At 59.0% G+C, this 15,474-nt stretch carries 14 protein-coding genes; 7 read left to right on the forward strand and 7 right to left on the reverse strand.

Annotation, left to right across the window (positions count from 1 at the left end):
* Positions 1 to 2 precede the first annotated feature (2 nt).
* Together eda and AC2FJF_RS14415 are read left to right on the forward strand one after the other, a co-directional pair.
* Positions 3 to 635 (forward strand): bifunctional 4-hydroxy-2-oxoglutarate aldolase/2-dehydro-3-deoxy-phosphogluconate aldolase, encoded by a 633-nt coding sequence (gene eda, locus AC2FJF_RS14410; protein ID WP_496726018.1) that lies wholly within the window; start codon positions 3 to 5, stop codon positions 633 to 635.
* A 51-nt stretch (positions 636 to 686) separates the two neighbouring features.
* A complete protein-coding gene (locus AC2FJF_RS14415) occupies positions 687 to 1,883 on the forward strand; it encodes a pyridoxal-phosphate-dependent aminotransferase family protein (RefSeq protein ID WP_496726019.1) in 1,197 nt (398 codons plus the stop codon).
* On the opposite strand, the gene AC2FJF_RS14420 is transcribed toward AC2FJF_RS14415, so the two are convergent.
* Complete coding sequence (locus AC2FJF_RS14420) at positions 1,880 to 2,980, reverse strand: pyridoxal phosphate-dependent aminotransferase (RefSeq protein ID WP_496726020.1); 1,101 nt, start codon at positions 2,978 to 2,980, stop codon at positions 1,880 to 1,882. The two genes, AC2FJF_RS14415 and AC2FJF_RS14420, sit on opposite strands and share 4 nt — an antisense overlap.
* A gap of 95 nt (positions 2,981 to 3,075) precedes the next feature.
* Between AC2FJF_RS14420 and AC2FJF_RS14425 the strand changes: the two genes are divergently transcribed.
* From AC2FJF_RS14425 to AC2FJF_RS14435, 3 genes are all read left to right on the forward strand, one after another.
* Positions 3,076 to 4,146: an SMP-30/gluconolactonase/LRE family protein gene (locus AC2FJF_RS14425; protein ID WP_496726021.1), complete on the forward strand. Its 1,071-nt coding sequence runs from the start codon at positions 3,076 to 3,078 to the stop codon at positions 4,144 to 4,146.
* A 65-nt stretch (positions 4,147 to 4,211) separates the two neighbouring features.
* Positions 4,212 to 4,994, forward strand: coding sequence for a crotonase/enoyl-CoA hydratase family protein (locus tag AC2FJF_RS14430; RefSeq protein WP_496726022.1), 783 nt, complete (start codon positions 4,212 to 4,214; stop codon positions 4,992 to 4,994).
* Positions 4,991 to 5,362, forward strand: coding sequence for a VOC family protein (locus AC2FJF_RS14435; RefSeq protein ID WP_496726023.1), 372 nt, complete (start codon positions 4,991 to 4,993; stop codon positions 5,360 to 5,362). The genes AC2FJF_RS14430 and AC2FJF_RS14435 overlap by 4 nt, the downstream gene beginning before the upstream one ends.
* Here the strand turns inward: AC2FJF_RS14435 and AC2FJF_RS14440 are convergent.
* The 4 genes from AC2FJF_RS14440 to AC2FJF_RS14455 all read right to left on the reverse strand — a co-directional run bounded on the left by AC2FJF_RS14440 (position 5,359) and on the right by AC2FJF_RS14455 (position 10,410).
* Positions 5,359 to 5,691: a DnaJ family domain-containing protein gene (locus AC2FJF_RS14440; protein ID WP_496726024.1), complete on the reverse strand. Its 333-nt coding sequence runs from the start codon at positions 5,689 to 5,691 to the stop codon at positions 5,359 to 5,361. The two genes, AC2FJF_RS14435 and AC2FJF_RS14440, sit on opposite strands and share 4 nt — an antisense overlap.
* 39 nt (positions 5,692 to 5,730) lie before the next feature.
* Entirely contained in the window at positions 5,731 to 6,894 is a 1,164-nt protein-coding gene (locus AC2FJF_RS14445) for a benzoate/H(+) symporter BenE family transporter (RefSeq protein ID WP_496726025.1), read from the reverse strand.
* Positions 6,895 to 7,033: 139 nt separating this feature from the next.
* Entirely contained in the window at positions 7,034 to 10,144 is a 3,111-nt protein-coding gene (locus AC2FJF_RS14450) for a valine--tRNA ligase (protein WP_496726026.1), read from the reverse strand.
* Positions 10,145 to 10,221: 77 nt separating this feature from the next.
* Entirely contained in the window at positions 10,222 to 10,410 is a 189-nt protein-coding gene (locus AC2FJF_RS14455) for a hypothetical protein (RefSeq protein ID WP_496726027.1), read from the reverse strand.
* Positions 10,411 to 10,646: 236 nt separating this feature from the next.
* Here AC2FJF_RS14455 and AC2FJF_RS14460 point away from each other — a divergent pair, with 236 nt between their 5' ends.
* Both AC2FJF_RS14460 and AC2FJF_RS14465 read left to right on the forward strand, forming a co-directional pair.
* Positions 10,647 to 12,938, forward strand: coding sequence for a xanthine dehydrogenase family protein molybdopterin-binding subunit (locus AC2FJF_RS14460; protein WP_496726028.1), 2,292 nt, complete (start codon positions 10,647 to 10,649; stop codon positions 12,936 to 12,938).
* Positions 12,916 to 13,992, forward strand: coding sequence for a T6SS phospholipase effector Tle1-like catalytic domain-containing protein (locus AC2FJF_RS14465; protein ID WP_496726029.1), 1,077 nt, complete (start codon positions 12,916 to 12,918; stop codon positions 13,990 to 13,992). Before AC2FJF_RS14460 ends, AC2FJF_RS14465 begins: the two co-directional genes overlap by 23 nt.
* Before the next feature lie 3 nt (positions 13,993 to 13,995).
* Here the strand turns inward: AC2FJF_RS14465 and AC2FJF_RS14470 are convergent, their stop codons facing one another.
* Both AC2FJF_RS14470 and AC2FJF_RS14475 read right to left on the reverse strand, forming a co-directional pair.
* Complete coding sequence (locus AC2FJF_RS14470) at positions 13,996 to 14,706, reverse strand: hypothetical protein (protein WP_496726030.1); 711 nt, start codon at positions 14,704 to 14,706, stop codon at positions 13,996 to 13,998.
* Positions 14,707 to 14,864: 158 nt separating this feature from the next.
* Positions 14,865 to 15,440 (reverse strand): GcrA family cell cycle regulator, encoded by a 576-nt coding sequence (locus AC2FJF_RS14475; protein ID WP_058272305.1) that lies wholly within the window; start codon positions 15,438 to 15,440, stop codon positions 14,865 to 14,867.
* Positions 15,441 to 15,474: the final 34 nt, after the last annotated feature.

Here is a 15,474-nt window from a genome sequence, read left to right on the forward strand (position 1 = left end):
CCATGTCCAAAACCCAACGCACGCGTGAAATCTGCGCACTTGCGCCCATTGTTCCTGTTCTTGTCGTCGATGACGTGGCTCAGGCGCGCCCATTGGCCGAGGCGCTTGTCGCAGGTGGCCTGCCCGCGCTTGAGGTTACTCTGCGCACACCTGCTGCACTAGACGCGATCCGCGCGATGGCGGATGTGCCGGGCGGCGTCGTCGGCGCAGGAACTTTGGTAACGCCCGAAGATGTGTGCGCCGCGAAAGAGGCAGGCGCGCAATTCGGGGTCTCGCCCGGTGCCACCGACATTTTGATCGCGGCCTGCGAGGCCGAAGGCCTGCCCTTGTTGCCCGGCGCCGCCACAGCCAGTGAGGCGATGCGTCTGTTGGAAAAGGGCTATGACATGCTCAAGTTCTTCCCGGCCGAAGCATCGGGTGGTGCACCGGCGTTGAAGGCGATCGGCGCACCGTTGCCGCAAATCAAGTTTTGCCCGACCGGTGGTGTGTCGCCCGAAAATGCAAAGAATTACCTGTCCTTGTCCAATGTGGTTTGCGCGGGCGGAAGCTGGGTTGCGCCGAAAAAGATGGTCATTGATGGGGATTGGGCCGGTATCGAAAACCTTGCGCGCGCGGCCTCCAAGCTGATGGATTGACGCCGCTTAAAGCTGCGCTAGGGTGGGCGTCAATTCATACAGGTTGATCCCATGACAAACTCCATTTCCCTGGCGCAAGGGCGCGAATATCTGGCGATTCCAGGACCTTCGGTCATTCCAGACGCGGTGTTGCAAGCCATGCACCGCCCGTCACCGAATATCTACGAGGGCGAGCTGATCGAGATGATGCCGTCGCTGACCCGCGATCTGTGTCGCGTGGCGCGGACCGAGCATAATGTTGCTATCTATATCTCTAACGGCCACGGAACGTGGGAGGCCGCGCTGTCCAACGTCATCGCACCCGGTGAAACGGTTCTAGCCCCCGCATCTGGCCGATTTACCCATGGCTGGGCCGAGATGGCCGAGGGTATCGGCGCCAAGGTTCAATTGATCGACTTCGGCTCGTCCTCGGCATGGGACTTCGACCGTATTGCCGAGGCATTGCGTGACGACAAAGCCCACATGATCAAGGCGGTACTGGCCGTTCATGTGGACACGTCAAGCTCAATCCGGAACGACATTCCAGCACTACGCGCCTTGTTGGACGATCTGGACCACCCGGCACTTTTGATGGCGGATTGCATTGCCTCGCTGGGGTGTGACCGGTTCGAAATGGATGCCTGGGGCGTCGATGTTACGGTTACGGCTTGCCAGAAGGGGCTGATGACACCCGCTGGCACCGGCTTTGTCTTCTTCAATGACAAGGCACAGGCCAAACGGGCCGCTATGCCACGAGTTTCGCAGTATTGGGACTGGCAGCCGCGGGCGAACCCTGAGCTGTTCTATCAGTATTTCAACGGCACCGCGCCAACCCATCACCTCTACGGTTTGCGCGCGGCCTTGGACATGATCCATGCCGAGGGGATGGAACAGGTTTGGGCGCGGCACGAGAGGCTAGCCACGGCGATCTGGGAAGCGTGTGAAATTTGGGCGCAAGGTGGCGCACTGCATCTGAATGTCGCTGATCGTCTACATCGCAGCCACGCAGTCACCGCCTTGCGACTGACCGAGGGGCGCGGCACGCCGTTGCGCAAGTTCACTGAAAACCAACTGGGGTTGACCCTTGGCATTGGTCTGGGGATGGACGACTGGGACGGATGCTTCCGCCTTGGCCATATGGGTCACGTCAACGGCCAGATGGTTATGGCTACGTTGGGCGGTGTGGAAACAGCGATGGCCGCGCTGGATATCCCTCGCGGCAAAGGCGCGTTAGAAGCTGCAGCTGCGGTGCTTGCGTCGACGGCCTAACGCCGCGCCTCGGCAAGCGCTTTTGGTAATGCTGTCGCAAAGGCATCCAGATCGGCTGCCTCGCCACAGCTGACGCGGATGCAGCGATTTTGCGGGGCGGCAAAGGGCATACGCACGAAAATGCCCTGCGCAACCAGCGAGTCCAGAACCGCCTTGGCAAAGGCCCCATCCTTCCCGCAATCAATGGCAACGAAGTTGGTGGCCGAGGGCAAGGGCGCCAAACCATTTTCTCGTGCAATATGGCCAATCCGGTCACGCGCTTCGGTAATCTTGGTCTGAACATGATTTAGCCACTCGGCATCATTCAGTGCGGCCAGCGCACCGGCCTGCGCGGCTCGGTTCATTCCGAAATGGTTGCGCACCTTATTGAAGGCTGAAATCAGGCCGGGTGCGCCGATGGCATAGCCAACACGCGCGCCCGCCATGCCGTACACCTTGGAAAAAGTTCGCATCCGGATCACCCGCGGATCGTCTGCTGCCACTGGGGCGGCGGTGCCTTCAGGCGCACATTCCACATAGGCCTCGTCCAATACAAGCAAGCACCCGTCAGGCAGATCGTCCAGCGCCGCCACGATATCCGCTCCGGAATGCCAGCTACCCATCGGGTTGTCAGGATTAGCCAGATACACCAGCTTGGCATCCACTTCACCCGCCTTGGCAAACAGCGCCGCCGGGTCCTCGTGGTCGTCGCGATATGGCACCTTGTGGAGTGTCCCCCCGAAACCAGCCACATGGTAGTTGAAGGTCGGGTATGCCCCATCTGAGGTGACAACCGCGTCTCCGGATCCGACCAGTAGCCGCACCAGGTAACACAACAGTCCGTCAATGCCTTCGCCAACCACGATGTTTTCCGACCCGACTCCATGGTGATCCGCCAATGCTACGCGCAGATCGTGGTTTTCCGGATCGCCATACATCCAGATCCCCGTTTCTGCCATTGCCGCTATGGCGCGCGGTGAAGGTCCAAACACGCTTTCATTTGCGCCCAGCCGCGCCACAAATGGCGCGCCACGCTGGCGTTCCTGCGTTTCGGGGCCAACAAACGGCACAGTTGCAGGCAGGGATTGGGCAAGCGGGGTATAGCGTGGCTCTGTCATGGGGGCAGATAAACGTAAGGTCATACGACAGGCAAGCTTGCGTTGCAGGATGCTGCTCCGCATTGTTCGCGTAACGATTAAAGGGAGGAGCGCGCATGCGCATTGTTTTGGGCTTGTTGATTGTCGGCCTCGCCTATCTGGTTTTCTGGCCGGTCCCGGTTCAACCGGTGGCATGGACCCCACCCGAAGCACCGGGTTTCACTGGTGACTTTGCGGAGAACAATGCGTTGGACCAGCTGGAGCTGATCTCGTTGCCTGACGGTGAGAAAGGCCCCGAAGACATTGCCATCATGCCCGACGGGTCCGTCTACACGACCAGCCTGTCCGGGGCTCTATACCGGTTAGACGGCGAGGCCCCGGTGAAAGTTGACGACCTCGGTGGTCGTCCCTTGGGCCTGACGGTCGGTCCAGATGGGGTGCTTTACATCGCCGACAGCTTCCGCGGCATCATGCGATGGACCGGCCCCGGAACGCTGCAGCCAGTGGTGTCCGAGATAAACGGCGCGCCGGTGATCTATGCAAATCAATTGGACGTGGCGAAGGACGGGACGATCTATTTCTCAAACTCGTCCGATCGGTTCGATCCCGAAACGATGGGCGGGACCAAATCGACTTCGGTACTGACCATCTGGGAGCAATCGGACACAGGTTACGTTGCCCGCCACGCGCCCGATGGCACGACCGAGAAACTGGCCGAAGGCTTTGTCTATACGAACGGCGTCGCGTTGTCGCCGGGTGAGGATTTTCTGCTGATCGCCGAAACCGGGCGCGCCCGGGTGCACAAGCTTTGGCTGACAGGCCCAAAGGCCGGGCAGCAAGAGGTCCTGATGGACAATCTCCCAGGCTATCCCGACAACATCGAGGCACAGGGCGATGGTACGTATTGGATGGCCTTTGCCAGCCCGCGCGTGGCGAGCGAGGCACTGATGCCGTACCCATTCCTGCGCAAGGTGATCTGGCGACTGGGGCCGACGGTGCGGCCTGCGCCGATCCATCGCGGGATGATGGTGCAGTTTGACGGCGACGGGAACATCTTGCAGACCTTGCAAGACCCCGGGGGTCGGCTGGGCATCACCACGGGTGGCAAGTTGGCCGGGGGACATTTCTACGTCATGACATTGGATTCGCCCTGGTTCGGGCGCATGCCTGCGTCAAATCTGCCCTAACGTTGAGGTGGAACTGCCTGATCCATCGGGGCATTGTACCCCTAACCGGAATTGAGAGGCCTGAGATGTCACGAGTATCCGTCGAATACAAAAATCACATCGCGCACGTAACTCTGACGCGCGGCGACAAGATGAATGCGCTGGATGATGCGATGATAAAGGCCATCATTTCTGCGGGGCAGGAGGTCGCTGCCTCGGATGCCCGTGCGGTGGTGCTATCGGGTGAAGGCAAAAGCTTTTGCGCGGGTCTGGACATGGCCAGCTTTGCGAGCATGGCGCAAACGGACCCGACCGAATGGTTGATGACCCGCAGCCACAAGGACGCCAATGAAGTGCAGGAAGTTGCCTTGGTTTGGCAACGCGTGCCCGTTCCCGTCATTTGTGCCATTCAGGGTGTTGCTTATGGCGGCGGTTTGCAACTTGCGCTGGGCGCTGACATCCGGATAGCACATCCCGAGGCTAAATTCGCCGTGATGGAGATGAAGTGGGGTCTGATCCCCGACATGGGCGGGATGGTTCTGCTGCCCAAGCTGGTCCGGTCGGATGTTTTACGCCTGTTGACCTATTCGGCCCGCCCCATCGGTGCCGCGCAGGCGGCGGACTGGGGGCTGGTTACCAAACTGTCGGATGACCCACTGACCGAGGCATTGGCCTTGGCCGAAGACATCGCTGGTCAAAGCCCTTCGGCCATCCGCGCGGCCAAGCGCCTGATAGAGGTTGCGGAAGCCAAGCCTCGCACAGAGGTGCTGCTGGAGGAGTCATCAGAGCAGGCGGAGCTGATCGGCAAACCGGATCAGATGGAGGTCATTGCGGCGAATTTGCAAGGTCGCAAGCCAGAGTTCAAATGATCTCGGCGCCTGTCACACGATTGATCCTGTACACCAAGGATATCGACAAGATGGTGCATTTCTATGAGACGCATTTTGGTTATGCTGCCCGCCAACTCGAAGGGGACCGGATTGTAGAGCTTGTGCCGGACGAAAACGGCTTGCGCTTGTTGTTGCATCCGGCCAGCAAGGCCGCCCGGCAGGGGCAAGCAGCGGTCAAAATTGTTTTTGATGTCGTGGACGTTGCTGGGTTTTGCAGACAAGCCGCGCAGCACGGGCTGAAATTTGGTTCGATCCACACGGCGGACGGCTACAGTTTCGCGAATGCCAAGGATCCGTCGGGAAACTCGATTTCCGTGTCAAGCAAGGCATTTACGCCCGGCAATTAACGCATAAAAGCCCGTCGTGCATCGCGGGCCATATTGTATCTCATCTCAAGCTCGGCGATCTTAGCCATAGTCACCTTACGCTCGTCAGCGTCGGACTGCGACGCATAGGTTTTGCGCGCGGCATCCAACTCTTTCTTGATGCTGAACTCTTCGGGAAGAACGCCTGCTTGCGCCATGATCCGATGACCGGCGGCGACGGCCGGATCGGTCTGTGCCTCGGACGAACGGTCAGGCAGCGGCTGGCCTTCGCCCTCCAGCCCCTCTAACTGACCTTCGGCTCGCGCCTTTTTGATCTGGCGTTCGACCAGTTTTCCGAGCGATCCAAACATAGGTTCATACTACTCGACCAGCACAGCGGGGGAAAGCTGTCATCTGGATCGGTTGGTAACCAGATAGGCGATACCACCTGCGGCCAAACCCCAGACTGCAGCGCCCAGGCCGAAGACGGTGATTCCTGATGCGGTTATGGCGAATGTCAGAATCGCCGCTTCGCGTTCGGCGGGAACTTCTAATGCAGCAAAGGTCGCATTTGCCATCACACCAATCAGGGCAATGCCGGTCAGAGTGCCCATGAGCAATGGGTCGGCGTGGGCCGCGAACCCGGTGATCGCCACGGCAAAGACGCCAAAGACGCAGTAAAATAGGCCTGCCATAACCGCTGACCAGTAACGCTGGTTCGGGTCCGGGTAGCTGTCTTCGTTTGAACACATCGCAGCGGTAATCGCGGCAAGGCACGTGGCCGGAGCGCCAAAGGGGGCAGACAGAATACTGGCTCCTCCGACGGCTGAGAACAACTTGCCAGCAATTGGCGCATACCCAAAGCTGCGCATGACGGCGATGCCGGGTATGTTTTGCGTAGCCATGGTGACGATGAACAGCGGGATGCTGATCCCGATCGCCGATGCGACCGAGAATGTTGGAATGGTCCAGACAGGGGCGGCGACCAGATGTTCGGGCTGGACCGAACCGTCACCGGCGTTCAATACAACGACGATTGCCGCGGTAACCACTGCGGCAGGAACTGCGATCAACCGATTGATCCGCCCGGCGATAAACCACGTCAGAATGACCGGCAGCGCTTGCCAGGGCAGCTCAACTGCCGCCTTGAAGGGAATGATGCACAAGGGCAGCAAAACCCCGCCCAGCATGGCCTGCGCAAGTGTTGTCGGGATAGCGGCCGCAAGCCGTCCAAGCGGACGCCACATTCCGGCAACAACAGTCAGGGCTCCGGCGCAAAGAAATGCACCAACTGCGTCAGAAAACCCGACCAATGGGGTCGCTGAGACCGCCAGTAGAGCCGCGCCGGGTGTTGACCATGCCACGCTGATCGGCTGCCGGTACCAAAGGCTGACCACAATCGCCGTCACCCCCATTGCAACCGCGGCCATCATCAAACCCGAGGCTGCCTCAGCCTCCGAGGCACCCATTGCAATAAGGCCCTGCAGCACAATCGGGAAAGAGCTGAAAAACCCTACGACCGCCACCACAAGCCCGGTCGAAATTGTCTGCACAGGAGGGAAAGGGCGCGCCATGAAGTCCTCGGAGCTGTCTGCAGAACTTGCTAACAATTGGAAGCGGATGAAAACAAGTTGAAATGCGTCACCGCATAACAAAAACCCGCCGAGCAAACGGCGGGTTTGGGGAATTCGAGAACCTACAAAAAGAGGAAAATCAGGCGATCTCGGCCAGACGGGCCAGCGCCTCGTCCAGTTTCGCCTCTTCCTCTTCGCGGGCGGCAAGGTTGGCTTTGGCTTCCGCGACAACCTCTTCCGGGGCCGACGCCACGAATTTGGGGTTATTCAGACGTCCGCGCAGACCGCCCAATTCCTTGGCCAGTTTGCCCTTGGCTTTCTCCAGCCGTTCCTTTTCCGCTCCGATATCGATGATATCCGCAAGCGGCAGGCCGAAAGAGGCGCCGGGGGCGGCAATCGAGATGGTGCCTTTGGGCAGTTCATCCGCCTTGGTCAGGCTGTCGATCCGTGCCAGGCGTTTGATCAGCGCTTCGTTGCGGTCCCATGCGGCTTGCCCATTCGCGTCGACCTCGGTCACCAGCATCGGCACATAGAGGCCGGCTGGAACTCGCATCTGCGCACGGGCCGAGCGTGTGTTTTCGATCACCGAGATCACCCAGTTCATCTCACGATCCGCTTCAGCGTCAATCAGGTCGGCGGCAGAATAGGTTGGCCAATCGGCGTGGACGGCCATTTTGGCGCGGTCGCCGGTCAAGCCCCACAGCTCTTCGGTGATGAACGGCATGATCGGGTGCAGCAGGACCATGCACTGATCCAGAACCCAACGCATCGTGGCGCGGGTCTCGGCCTGCGCCTCGGCATCGTCCCCTTGCAGCAGTGGCTTGGACAGCTCCACGTACCAGTCGCAAACCTTACCCCAGACAAAGGCATAAAGCCCGTTGGCCGCGTCGTTGAAGCGATAGCTTTCCAGCGCCGCGTCGACCTCTTCCCGCACCCGTGCGGTTTCGCCGATAATCCAGCGGTTCACAGCTGCCTTGGGCTTTAGGTCGGCCACATCCAGTTGCGGGACGGCGTCAGTGAAGACCTCGTTCATCTCGGCAAAGCGGACGGCGTTCCACAGCTTGGTGCCGAAGTTGCGATAGCCGGTGATGCGTTCACGGGACAGCTTCAGCACACCGCCAATCGCCGCCATCGAAGCGTTGGTAAACCGCAGCGCGTCGGCACCGAATTCGTCCACGATTTCCAGCGGGTCGATGACGTTGCCGGTGGTCTTAGACATCTTCTTGCCCTTCTCGTCGCGAACGAGCTGGTGCAGGTAGACCGTGTGGAACGGAATCTCGTTCATCACGGCCAGTTGCATCATCATCATCCGGGCGACCCAGAAGAACAGGATGTCCGCGCCAGTGATCAGAACGTCCGTAGGGAAGTAGCGTTCCAGCTCATCGGTCTGCTCGGGCCAGCCCAGTGTGCCGATTGGCCAGAGGCCGGAGGAGAACCATGTGTCGAGGACGTCCGGGTCTCTTTTAAGCAAAACGAAGTCACGACCCCCTTCAACTGCCGTTGCAAACGCTTCATCTTGCCAAGCGTTGCTGTTGACGTTCGGGTCCACCTCAGACGGATCAAGTGAAATCGTTTGATCTTCGAAGAACTCCCGCGCACTGGAAACACCGTAGTATTCCCGAGCGACGCTTGCTGCCTCTTCGAAAGTCGCTCCACAGAAAGGAACCAGTTCACCAGACGCATAGTCAACGCCTAGAGAGTTCGAAGCATCTTTCTTTGGCCCATACCAAACCGGAATCTGATGGCCCCACCACAGCTGGCGCGAGATGCACCAGGGCTCGATGTTTTCCAGCCAGTGGTAATAGGTCTTCTCACCCGACTCGGGCAGGATTTTGACCGTACCGTCCTTAACCGCATCCAGCGCGGGGCCGACGATCTTTTCGGCATCCACGAACCACTGATCGGTGAACATTGGCTCGATCACAACTTTCGAGCGGTCGCCGAAGGGCTGCATGATCGGTTTGCTCTCGACCAGCGGCACCAGTGCGGCAGGAACTTCATCCTCGCCCAGCTTGGTGCCCAGAACCGGGTCATCTGCACGGGTCATCACAGCCAGACCGTCGGCGTTGATCTCTTCGACCACTTTCGCGCGCGCCTCGAACCGGTCGAGACCCCGCAGATGGTCGGGAACGAGGTTAATCGCGTCGATCTCGTTCTCGGTGAACGCGCGACCACGTGCGTATTCCTGCGCTTTACCAGCCTCTTCGGCGTAGGGCGCACCATCAGCCCGCATCGCGCCTTTGGTATCCATCAGGCGGTACATCGGAATGCCGCCGCGCTTGGCGACCATGTTGTCGTTGAAGTCATGTGCACCAGTGATCTTCACCGCACCCGAGCCGAAATCAGGATCGGGGTAGTCATCGGTGATGATCGGGATCTGGCGACGATGCTCTTTCGGGCCAACCGGGATTTCGCAGAGTTTCCCAACGATTGGCGCATACCGTTCATCCGACGGATGAACCGCAACCGCGCCGTCACCCAGCATGGTTTCGGGGCGGGTCGTGGCAATCGAAATGTAATCGCGTTCTTCTTCGAAAACGACGTTCCCGTCCTCATCCTTCTCGATATAGGTGTAGGTTTCACCACCAGCCAGCGGGTATTTGAAGTTCCACATGTGGCCGGCGACTTCGATATTCTCGACTTCCAGATCCGAAATCGCGGTCTCAAAATGCGGGTCCCAATTGACCAACCGCTTGCCGCGATAGATCAGGCCCTTTTCATACATGTCGACGAAGACCTTAATGACCGCGTCGTGGAAGTTGGCCGAGTTTTCATGCCCAGTGCGCGGATCGCGTGGTGCGCCCGCCATGGTGAAGGCGTTGCGCGACCAGTCACAGGAGGAGCCAAGGCGTTTCAGCTGCTCGATGATCGTGCCGCCGTATTCGCCCTTCCATTCCCAGACCTTGTCCAGAAACGCCTCGCGCCCCAGCTCGTTTCGGCTGGGCTGTTGGGTGGTGGCCAGCATCTTTTCGACCTGCATCTGGGTGGCGATACCGGCATGGTCCTGACCGGGCTGCCAAAGCGTGTCGAAGCCGCGCATCCGGTGCCAGCGGGTCAGGATGTCCTGCAGCGTGTTGTTGAAGGCGTGGCCCACGTGCAACGCACCCGTCACGTTGGGCGGCGGGATCATGATGGTAAAGCTTTCGTCGCGCGATCTGTTCGCGCCTGCCTTGAAGGCTCCGGCCTGTTCCCAGGCCTCATAAATGCGGGCCTCGGCCTCGGCCGCGTTGAATGTCTTTTCCATCGCCATAGGATGCGTCCTGCGTCAACAAATTTGGGTCAGCGCCTGCAATAGCGAATGCGTAAGGGAAGGGGAAGGGTTGTATGCTATCCGGCCTGGGCAAAGCGCGCGCGAAAGTAGACCTGAACACGCTGGTAGGCCGGTTCATGGAAATCCAGCGTCAGCAATGAGTGGTCGTTGCCGTCAAATTCCACCGTCTCAAGATGATTACCGACAGCATCCTTCAGGGCGCCTATATGCCTTTTTGAGGCAAGTTTGTCATCGGCGTAGCGCATGACTAGGCCGTGGCCCTTCCGTGCCATGCCCGCGCGGGCGTCGCCACCGACATATACGTCGTGGGTGGCTTCGCTGCCTCTAGTCAGCAGTGCGGTGAACGGAATACGCTGTCATGTGCCCATGTCATGACCTGTAGGTTAACCAAAAAATGACTGGCAAGACGCGGGGAAGCTGTCTGTTCGACTGGACATCGCCTTGGGCTGGGCTACGGTCGCCATCGCAGGAGGATCATCGCATGGAAAAGTTCGGCAAAAGCCAGCCCGTCAGACGGACAGAAGATCAGCGGTTTCTGACCGGGCACGGACGATACATGGACGATGATGTACCCGAAGGCGCTCTGTTCGCGGCCTTTTTTCGCAGCCCGGTTGCCCATGGTCGGATCACGGCGCTGGATCTGGATGCCGCGCGTGAGGCGGAAGGGGTGCGCCTTGTCATGACGCTGGATGATCTCATGGCGGCGGGGATCGACACTGTGATGAATGCAGCAACTGTGCAGAACCGCGATGGCTCTCAGGCCCTTGCGCCTGATAGGCATATGCTGGCCCAAGACCGCGTCCGATTTGTCGGCGAACCTGTGGCTGTCGTGATCGCAGACACGCTATTGCAGGCGCGAGATGCGGTTGAGATGATCTGGATGGACACAGATGATCTGCCGGCAAAACTGGATGTCGAAGCCGGTGGCGAACCACTGCATGATCAGGTCGCCGACAATCGTGCTTTTGATTGGGGGTTGGGCGATGAAGCAGCGACCGATGCCGCCTTTCAGGCTGCCGCGCATACCGTTTCGCTGGATGTGGCCGACAACCGCGTGATCATCACCTCAATCGAGCCGCGGGGATGTCAGGCCAATTGGGTCGATGGACGTTTGCACTTTGCCTATGGTGGGCAAGGCGTCTGGGCGATGCGGGGGCAGTTGGCGCAAAAGCTAAAACTGGAACCCGAGGCGATCCGTGTTACCACCCCCGATGTGGGCGGCGGGTTCGGCATGAAAGTCATGCCATATCCTGAGTATTTTTGCGTCTCAGTTGCTGCGATGAAACTCGGGCAGCCTGTTCATTGGATGTCTGACCGATCCGAGGCGATGCTGTCGGATCATCACGGTCGCGACCTGACCTCTTTGGCTGAGCTTGCCTTTGACGAGGACCTGAAAATCACGGCCTACCGTGTGCACAGCAAGGTAAACCTGGGTGCGTATAGCAGTCATTTCGGGCAAGCGATCCAGACCAGTCTTTTCAGCAAGGTGTTGATGGGGGTTTACGACGTTCAAACGACGTATCTGCGGGTTGAGGGCTTCTATACCAACACCACGCAAGTCGACGCCTATCGGGGGGCAGGGCGCCCCGAGGCGATCTATGTTCTGGAACGTGTCATGGATCGCGCCGCGCGCCAACTGGGCGTCGATCCTTGGGAGTTGCGCCGCAGGAATTTCATCCTGCCGGAAAACTTCCCCTACAAAACCGCGACCGGCGAAATCTATGACGTAGGTGATTTCGATATGGTCCTGTCCCGTGCTTATGCCCAGACCCATGGATTCGCGACGCGAAAAACTGCAGATGCGGAACGTGGCCTGATCCGGGGGCGGGGCTTGTGTTACTATATCGAAAGCATTTTGGGTGACCCTTCGGAAAACGCGAAAGTCGAGTTCTGCGAGGATGGCACGGTGAACCTTTATGTCGGCACCCAATCGAACGGGCAGGGGCATGAGACGGTCTATGCGCAATTCCTGTCAGACCAGACCGGAGTTCCGATGGATCAGATCAATGTGGTCCAGGGTGACAGCGATCAGTTGCCACATGGTGGCGGGACTGGCGGGTCACGTTCAGTCACGGTGCAAAGTACGGCCACGCTGGCGACAATTGACGTCATGATCGCCGCATTCACGCCGTATCTGGCGGATAAGATGGGGGTGGAGGAAAGTGATGTGCGTTTCGACCATGAAACCTTCCGCGCACCGGGATCAAACCTGACGCCGACGCTCACCGAGGCTGCGGAGATGGCCCGCGCGGATGGGCGCGCCGACCTGCTGAGTCACGAGGCCCGCGCCAATCTGGATGCGCGGAGTTATCCCAATGGCGCGCATGTTGCCGAAGTCGTGATCGATTCTTACACCGGTGAAACCTGGGTGGATCGTTATACTATCGTTGATGATTTCGGTAACCTTATCAACCCGATGCTGGCCGAGGGGCAAGTGCATGGCGGGGTGGTGCAGGGCATTGGTCAGGCGCTGACGGAACACGTTGTGCATGATGCGCAGGGGCAACTGCTCACGGCTTCGTTGATGGATTACGCCTTGCCCCGCGCGGCCGAGATACCCATGATTAAGTTTACCTCGGCGCCGGTTCCGTCAACTTCCAACCCGATGGGGATGAAAGGATGCGGAGAGGCCGGCACCGTCGGCGCGCTGGCCGCGGTGGCAAACGCGGTTCAGGATGCGCTCTGGGATTACGGGGTGCGGCAGGCGGACATGCCTTTCACACCTCATAAAGTATGGGAATTGTTGACGCATGGTTCTGTCGCGGCTGAGTAGAAAGGTACTGGGATGGCTCGGACGGCCCTTACGGTCCGAGCATTCCGCCGAGGCGCTTCACCGCGAGCCCGTCAGCCACGTGATTATCTTGGACGGCACCATGTCGACGTTGGAGCCGGGCTATGAAACCCATGCGGGCCAGACCCTGCGACTGTGCCGCGAAATGGGCAGTAAAGTGTCCGTCTTTTACGAATCTGGTGTGCAATGGGAAAACTGGAAGTCCTCGCTAGACGTGATGATGGGGCGGGGCATCAACCGCCAGATCCGCCGCGCATATGGCTATCTCGCTTCACGCTACAAACCCGGCGACCGTATCTATTTCATCGGCTATTCACGCGGCGCTTACGGTGTGCGCAGCTTGGCTGGTGTGATTGACATGATCGGTCTGCTCAAGGCCGAACATGCCACTGTGCGCAACATCAAACAGGCCTATCGGCACTATGAATGCAATGCCAGCGGGTCGGCTGCGGCCGAGTTCCGGAGGCAATTCTGTCACGAAGATGTGGCGATTGAGATGGTTGGCGTCTGGGATACGGTCAAAGCGCTGGGCATGCGTCTGCCGCTGCTGTGGCGCTGGGCCGAAGAGCGTCACGCCTTTCACACCCACCAGCTTGGACCGGCGACGCGCCACGGGTACCATGCAATGGCACTGGACGAGACTCGCGAAGTGTTTGAGCCGGTCTTGTGGAAATGTACCCCCGAATTCAAAGGCCATGTCGAACAAGTTTGGTTCCGCGGCACTCACGGCGATGTGGGTGGCCAGTTGAACGGCTTTGAAGAGGCCCGTCCCCTCAGCAACATTTCTCTGGTCTGGATGCTGGATAAGGCAGAACTTCATGGTCTGCCGCTACCCGAAGGCTGGCGTGAGCGGTTCCCGACGGATACCTCCGCCCGTTCCGTTGGAACTTGGCGTGGCTGGGGCAAGATTTTCCTGCTGCGGAAGCATCGGAAGGTGGGCCGCGACCGGTCAGAGAAGCTCCATGTCTCGGTCTCGCCGGATGAATTGCCACGTTGGGTGCCGATGCCGGATTTGCCGTCACATCCTGCGCAGTAGAACTTACTTAGCAACGCAGGCGTTTCTGACCGGTTCGATCAGTGCGTCCGGGCGTTCTACAAGATCGAAACGCCAATGCCTTGGAGACCAATTGTAAACCCTTTGATCGTCCGGATGATCTACGATCATCAAACCGTGAAAGTACCATTCAGACGTCAATTTGTACCCGGTTTTTGTTGTGTAGAATGAGAATCCACGTAGCACGTGCAGGGTTTCGATCGGAGAATTCTCTGAATGCTCGGCGATGCAATAGGGTGAACCGTCCGCGATCAACCGTGCTTGAAACAAGAGCATCGGAATCGTCAGCAGGGACCAGAGCGCGATCAGAGTCGAGATCGATATCCCGATTTTTGCAGTCCGTGATGGATTTGGTTTCCCATCACGACCCGACCAAATGAGAAAGCTCGATGCAATCGCGATCGTTAAGCTGATCCCATGTAATAGCTGAGTGTCCGAAAATAAGGCGAGCACGCCGGATCCCAGTGTCAGCAGTAGTCCAATCACAACTGACGAGATCGCCAGGAATTCTGCTAGAAGACGCGGGATTGGACACATCCCCAGCAAGGCAAGCCCGCCAATGCACATGGGTGCGGCTGGGATGAGCCAAACGAGCAGAAACAAGCCTTGAATGAACAATAAGAGGGCTTTTCTGTCCGTGTTTGGTTCGAACAATTGCGGATCTAACGGCTGCATGTAGGCAATAAAGATCAGCACAGCATAGGCGAAGAACAGGACTTTGTAACTCAATCTTGGTGGAATAGCAGAATCTCTCTGGTCAAAAAATGACTGACCACCCGCCTTTCGATGGGTGGTCAGTTAAGAAAACAAGTCGCCCGTGTCACACCAAGAGACCAGCGCGCACGCCTAAGAGTTTACCGCCGGCGGTCGCGACGCGAGCTCATTGGTTGGAAGGCTACGCCAACATGCGCTTCGCAATAAGGTTTACCCGCTTCAACCGGCAGGCCGCAGAACCAGAAATCCTCGGTCGCGGGGTCGCCAACGGGCCATTTGCAGGTCTTCTCGGTCAGTTCCATCAGCGTCAGCTTCTTGGCCTTCTTCTCGATCTCGTTGACCTTGGCCAGCGCCTCGGGGCTGATTTCGTTGGCCGAAGGCTGCGGCGGCAGTGGCTGACCCGCCGGTATGATCTGGCGGCGCGCAGGAACGGCCGGTTTTGTCTCGGCTGCAGGTGCCGGCGTTGGGCGCGCCGGTTCGGTCTTAGGCGCGGGCCTTGGCTTGGCCTCGGCCTTGGGCGCGGGTGCCGGTTTGTCTTTAGGTTCGGATTTGGCCGGAGAGGCACCGGTTGCGCGGTTCGACAGGCCCAGACGGTGCACCTTGCCGATCACCGCATTGCGGGTTACGCCGCCCAGTTCCTTGGCGATCTGGCTGGCCGACTGGCCCTCGCCCCACATTTTTTTCAGCAGTTCTACACGCTCGTCAGTCCAGGACATCATTTGCCTTTCAAAAGCGGAAAGCGGCCCCGGA

Source organism: Ruegeria sp. CDSB013 (assembly GCF_059611165.1).

Coding starts and splice junctions, on each gene's coding strand:
- AC2FJF_RS14450 (WP_496726026.1), bottom strand. CDS start 10,144: ATGGCGATGGAAAAGACATTCAACGCGGCCGAGGCCGAGGCCCGCATT.
- AC2FJF_RS14475 (WP_058272305.1), bottom strand. CDS start 15,440: ATGTCCTGGACTGACGAGCGTGTAGAACTGCTGAAAAAAATGTGGGGC.
- AC2FJF_RS14445 (WP_496726025.1), bottom strand. CDS start 6,894: ATGGCGCGCCCTTTCCCTCCTGTGCAGACAATTTCGACCGGGCTTGTG.
- AC2FJF_RS14435 (WP_496726023.1), top strand. CDS start 4,991: ATGATCTCGGCGCCTGTCACACGATTGATCCTGTACACCAAGGATATC.
- AC2FJF_RS14455 (WP_496726027.1), bottom strand. CDS start 10,410: ATGCGCTACGCCGATGACAAACTTGCCTCAAAAAGGCATATAGGCGCC.
- AC2FJF_RS14425 (WP_496726021.1), top strand. CDS start 3,076: ATGCGCATTGTTTTGGGCTTGTTGATTGTCGGCCTCGCCTATCTGGTT.
- AC2FJF_RS14415 (WP_496726019.1), top strand. CDS start 687: ATGACAAACTCCATTTCCCTGGCGCAAGGGCGCGAATATCTGGCGATT.
- AC2FJF_RS14465 (WP_496726029.1), top strand. CDS start 12,916: ATGGTTCTGTCGCGGCTGAGTAGAAAGGTACTGGGATGGCTCGGACGG.
- eda (WP_496726018.1), top strand. CDS start 3: ATGTCCAAAACCCAACGCACGCGTGAAATCTGCGCACTTGCGCCCATT.
- AC2FJF_RS14430 (WP_496726022.1), top strand. CDS start 4,212: ATGTCACGAGTATCCGTCGAATACAAAAATCACATCGCGCACGTAACT.
- AC2FJF_RS14460 (WP_496726028.1), top strand. CDS start 10,647: ATGGAAAAGTTCGGCAAAAGCCAGCCCGTCAGACGGACAGAAGATCAG.
- AC2FJF_RS14440 (WP_496726024.1), bottom strand. CDS start 5,691: ATGTTTGGATCGCTCGGAAAACTGGTCGAACGCCAGATCAAAAAGGCG.
- AC2FJF_RS14420 (WP_496726020.1), bottom strand. CDS start 2,980: ATGACAGAGCCACGCTATACCCCGCTTGCCCAATCCCTGCCTGCAACT.